The organism is Aneurinibacillus terranovensis DSM 18919 (genome assembly GCF_000430625.1).
Lineage (GTDB): Bacteria > Bacillota > Bacilli > Aneurinibacillales > Aneurinibacillaceae > Aneurinibacillus_B > Aneurinibacillus_B terranovensis.
Genome location: NZ_AUMJ01000100.1, coordinates 1 through 4,287, shown reverse-complemented (window position 1 = coordinate 4,287; position 4,287 = coordinate 1). Strand labels below are relative to the sequence as shown.

4 protein-coding genes and 1 pseudogene are annotated in these 4,287 nt (G+C 39.8%); 3 read left to right on the top strand and 2 right to left on the bottom strand.

What is annotated here, in order from left to right:
- Positions 1-169: 169 nt before the first annotated feature.
- Positions 170-1,483, bottom strand: coding sequence for an APC family permease (locus tag H525_RS0115165; RefSeq protein ID WP_245590496.1), 1,314 nt, complete (start codon positions 1,481-1,483; stop codon positions 170-172).
- A 40-nt stretch (positions 1,484-1,523) separates the two neighbouring features.
- Complete coding sequence (locus tag H525_RS0115160; RefSeq protein WP_027416882.1) at positions 1,524-1,934, bottom strand: DUF2000 domain-containing protein; 411 nt, start codon at positions 1,932-1,934, stop codon at positions 1,524-1,526.
- Between the two features lie 154 nt (positions 1,935-2,088).
- On the opposite strand from H525_RS0115160, the gene pdxR reads away from it, so the two are divergent.
- The 3 genes and pseudogenes from pdxR to H525_RS24310 form a co-directional block, all read left to right on the top strand.
- Positions 2,089-3,495 carry a MocR-like pyridoxine biosynthesis transcription factor PdxR gene (pdxR, locus tag H525_RS0115155; protein WP_027416881.1) on the top strand — a complete coding sequence of 469 codons (1,407 nt, stop codon included), beginning with the start codon at positions 2,089-2,091 and terminating at the stop codon, positions 3,493-3,495.
- 68 nt (positions 3,496-3,563) lie between these two features.
- The gene (locus H525_RS0115150) at positions 3,564-3,896 is read left to right on the top strand and encodes a hypothetical protein (RefSeq protein WP_027416880.1); all 333 of its coding nucleotides are present in this window, start codon (positions 3,564-3,566) and stop codon (positions 3,894-3,896) included.
- A gap of 104 nt (positions 3,897-4,000) precedes the next feature.
- Positions 4,001-4,287 (top strand): annotated as a pseudogene (locus H525_RS24310) (IS21 family transposase); the annotation flags it as partial.

Genomic DNA, 4,287 nt, shown 5'->3' with positions numbered 1-4,287 from the left:
GAACGGTACGTACGGTGGTGTGAGAGGACGAGGGTTCACCGCCCTCTCCTACTCGATTTGTGGTAACGTGGACGGCATGAATATAGTAAAGTAAATCGTTGAATAAGGAATATATTTTCCATATTTTGAAAGTATCAATCGAATAAAGCAGGTTGATTAAACCTATTATTCAATGATTCGTTGCTTGGTTTTCGAGTTTAACCATTTTACTCGTTGCCATAGCTCTTATTCTTAGTACATAGATTCCGAAACCAATTGATAACCATATGAGTCCAGCCAAAAATCCTGATTTTCCTATAGGTACGAGTAAACTTACACAAATAATTAACGCTAAAACAGGGGTAACAGGATAAAATGGTACGGAGAATTGCTTTTCTTTGTCTTTCGGAACACTCCTTTTTCTTGAGATGAAAAAGGCAATCATTGTAAAGATAAAGGTTAGAAGGTATAAAAATCCTGTAGCAGTCACGGCAATGTTGATAGAACTGAACAGTGTAAAAGAGACTTGAATTGCAACTCCCAGTGTAATCGCCCAGCTGGGTGTTTGAAAACGAGGATGGACAAATGCAATGGTTTTTGGTAACAACCCGTTTCGCCCCATAGCAAAAGCTGTTCTCGAAATCGTGATAATAAACGCATTACATGTAGCTGGAAGGGCTATTACAATGACCAAACTGGTAAAGGTTGGGCCGAAGGTTCCTAAAAATTGTTGGCTGGCTAAAGCCACGGGGACTTCCGAGGCTCCAAACTCTTGCCAGGGAAGAACACCGATAGAGACAAATAAAAGTCCTAAATAAAGAAATAGAACGGTGATAATGGATAACATTATCGCTATAGGTATCGTCTTCTTTGGATTCCGTATTTCCTCACCCGATGCAACGATAGCGTCCCAACCGACAATAGAAAGAAACCCTACTAAAGATGCTTCTAATATGCCTGAAAATCCATTTGGTGAAAACGGTAGATAGTAGGAGTAGTTCACATGCTTAACTCCAAAGATAAAAAAGCCTAAAAGGACAACAACCACAGTACATACAATACCAACTTGGAGTTTACCGCTAAATTTAATACCTATGATATTGAGAAAGCCCAAGCCAAGTAGTAGAAGCACGGCACTTAACCGTGGTGGAGCACCTGTTAGGGCGTATAAATAATGACCGAATCCTTGGGAGACAAAACTACTGGCCGCTAACCAGGCTCCCCAGTAAGCCCAACCTATGATGGTTCCAGTGAAGGTTCCCATGGTTTCACGAACGTACTCATAGGAACCGCCTGCTCTTGGATAACGTGAGGCTAATTCGGCATAACATAATCCCAATAACATGGCTAAAAGAGAGGCTAATATAAATGATATCATAACGGCAGGTCCCGCCTTGCCTGTTGCAACTCCACTTAAAACAAAAATTCCCGCTCCCACCATTGCCCCGACACCAAGTGAAGTCGCTTCTTTCCACCCTAATGTTCTTTGTAATTCCATCATCATTCCCCTTTATCGTGATTTTTTATTAATGTTGGGTGTCAGATTATCGTAAGAGAGGAAGACTACCTGTTAATTTATTCACGCTTCTCTTGTTCCCATAAATTGCAATACCGAGATAATGCAAGTCATCTTTAGTAGAAGAAGCCATTTTATCTGTATAGTCTTCATAATTCTTTGTGGTCTGAGCCACATTGGAAAAATCAACAAGAAACAAATCAGGATAATCAGTATGAATAATATCCCGAAGTTCTTTTAGGTTTGCTCCTGAAGCTTTTAGAATGGGGATGGGAATGGTCGTAATCCCTTCATGTGCTCTACCGTCCCCATCGACTACTACAGAACCTATAATCCCTTCCAGTTTGTTTCCTAACGTCAAGGCTAACACTGCCGATGTATTAGCAATTAAGCCTATGGGTAATTCAGAATTAATCACTATCACATACTTTTTCTCCATACTTGTTTTATACCTCCTGCAATATGTTCCATTGATTGTTCTAATGAAATGTTTTAAACAACGTACTGTTCCTATAAAGTACCATGGTAAAATGGTTAGAATAAGAGCCAATTTTGCTGTATTTTTTGAGTACCAATTTTGGGAGGGAAAAACGTTGCTATGGATTCCGATTGACCGTTCATTGGACATTCCATTAAAGAGGCAGGTTTATGAATATATACGAAATCAAATTCTACACGGGGATTTAAAAGGGGGTGAAAGATTGCCAGCCACTCGTGAATTCGCTTCACAACTGGGAATATCCCGAAATGTTCTCATTGAGGCTTTTGAACAATTACTGGCGGAAGGCTATATCGTAGGACACCAGGGGGCAGGTACTTTTGTAGCCCAGGGAGCTTTTCTGGAGCAAGAACAAAAGAGGGAGCAAAACAAAGTATCAAGCATATCAAAAGGGAATCAGAATGAAAAAGATATGATTGATTTCCGTTCAGGAATCCCTGCTTTAGATATGTTCCCAAGGAAAGAATGGGGGAAATTATCGAAGGAGGTATGTATTGACACGCCTAATTCTATTTTTGGCTATGGCTATCCTGAAGGGCGAACTGAACTTAGAGAGGTGCTTTCTCATTTTCTTAGGAAAACAAGGGGCGTAGTGTGCCATCCTGAGCAAATTGTCGTTACATCAGGAGCAACTCAAGCATTTTCACTTATTACGAGGCTACTCCTTTCTCAAGGGGATAGGGTCATTATTGAAGACCCCATTACACATGAAATCCAAACCATCTTCACTTCCACTGGAGCCACTTTATGTCCGATTCCCGTTGATGAACTGGGAATAAGAACAGACCGTCTTATCACCAAGTTGAAACCAAAATTTATTTTAGTCACGCCATCGCATCAATTTCCATTGGGTAGTATTTTGCCTATACAACGGAGGATACAACTCATTCAGTTTGCAAGAGCTTCTAATTGCTATGTTGTCGAAGATGATTATGATAGTGAATTCCGTTATGAGGGGCAACCCATCAATTCTCTTCAGGGACTGGAGCCTGAAAAAGTGATTTATGTGGGGACATTTAGTAAAAACCTCTCACCTGCGTTACGGATAGGGTATCTCGTTCTCCCTCAAGCTCTAATCGAAGAATGTAGACAACTTAAATGGTTTCAAGACCTCCATACCCCATCACTCGACCAAATGATTCTTGCTCGTTTTATTGAAGATGGACTGCTGGAGCGTCATATTCGTAAAATGAGAAAAATTTATATGAAGAGACGGGAAGTATTAAGAAATGCATTGGTTCGTGAATTTGGAGACTTGATGCGATTATCGGGTGATTCCACAGGATTACATCTCATAGTAGATTTTCCTTCAGTTGAGGTTACAGAGAAAATGGTAGAAAAATTTTATTTGAATGGTGTTAAGGTCTACCCTGTTGAACGTCATTCTTTTCATAAAGGCAGACACCAAAATAAACTGATATTAGGATATGGTAATTTGAGGGCAGAAGAGATAGAGGAAGGTGTTTATCGAATAAAAAAGACTCTAAGTTTAAAGGGTTAGTAATTCAAGCTGACAAATAAATGGAGGATTTTATATAACTGAATTAAGAAAAGGAGATATACCAAAGGGTGAGTAAAGTTATACGGTTAAATCATGGATTGTATCAGCAATATATTCAAGAGCTACAGAATCATTTATTTGAGAAAATGTCCATCGAGCAAATAATGGAGGATTGGCAAAATCACCACCGAAAAAGGCGTTTTATTGCCATGTACCTACTGCAATCGAAAGAGATTTTCTATTTCTATTATGAGAAGCGGGTGGAACTTGGAATGGAGGGTATCTTTAATCAAATCATTTCTGCTATGTTTGCCGAACCGTCAAGTCAATTAAAGCAGGGTATTATACAGTCAATAGGAATGGCGGAAGATATGGTCACATGGGACATTTGTAACCGGTAAACTAGAATTAACAGATTTCGCTAAATAAGAATGAACAAAATTTCCCATACCCTTCCTATTAATCTATGATAGAACTGGAAATTCTATCATCAGGGGGAAGCGGTGTGAGGAACGAAGAAAGGTGGTCTATGTACTTCGCTATTCGGCAACAGAAGGAGATGGGATTAAAGAAATCCCAAGTGGCAAGGAATCTAAATATATCCCGGAATACGGTCATCAAGTTCTGGGACATGACAATCGAAGAATACAAAACGTTTATGGAGGGACTTGAGACACGAACAAAGAAGTTGGAGTCTTTTGAATCAGAGATTGTTGGGTGGTTGCGAGAGTACCCGGATCTATCTGCTGCCCAGATTATGGATTGGTTGAAGGAACACCATGGGAATCTGGA

Excerpts from the sequence above, each read along its gene's own strand:
- H525_RS0115165 (WP_245590496.1), bottom strand. The coding sequence starts at position 1,483 with ATGATGATGGAATTACAAAGAACATTAGGGTGGAAAGAAGCGACTTCA.
- H525_RS0115160 (WP_027416882.1), bottom strand. The coding sequence starts at position 1,934 with ATGGAGAAAAAGTATGTGATAGTGATTAATTCTGAATTACCCATAGGC.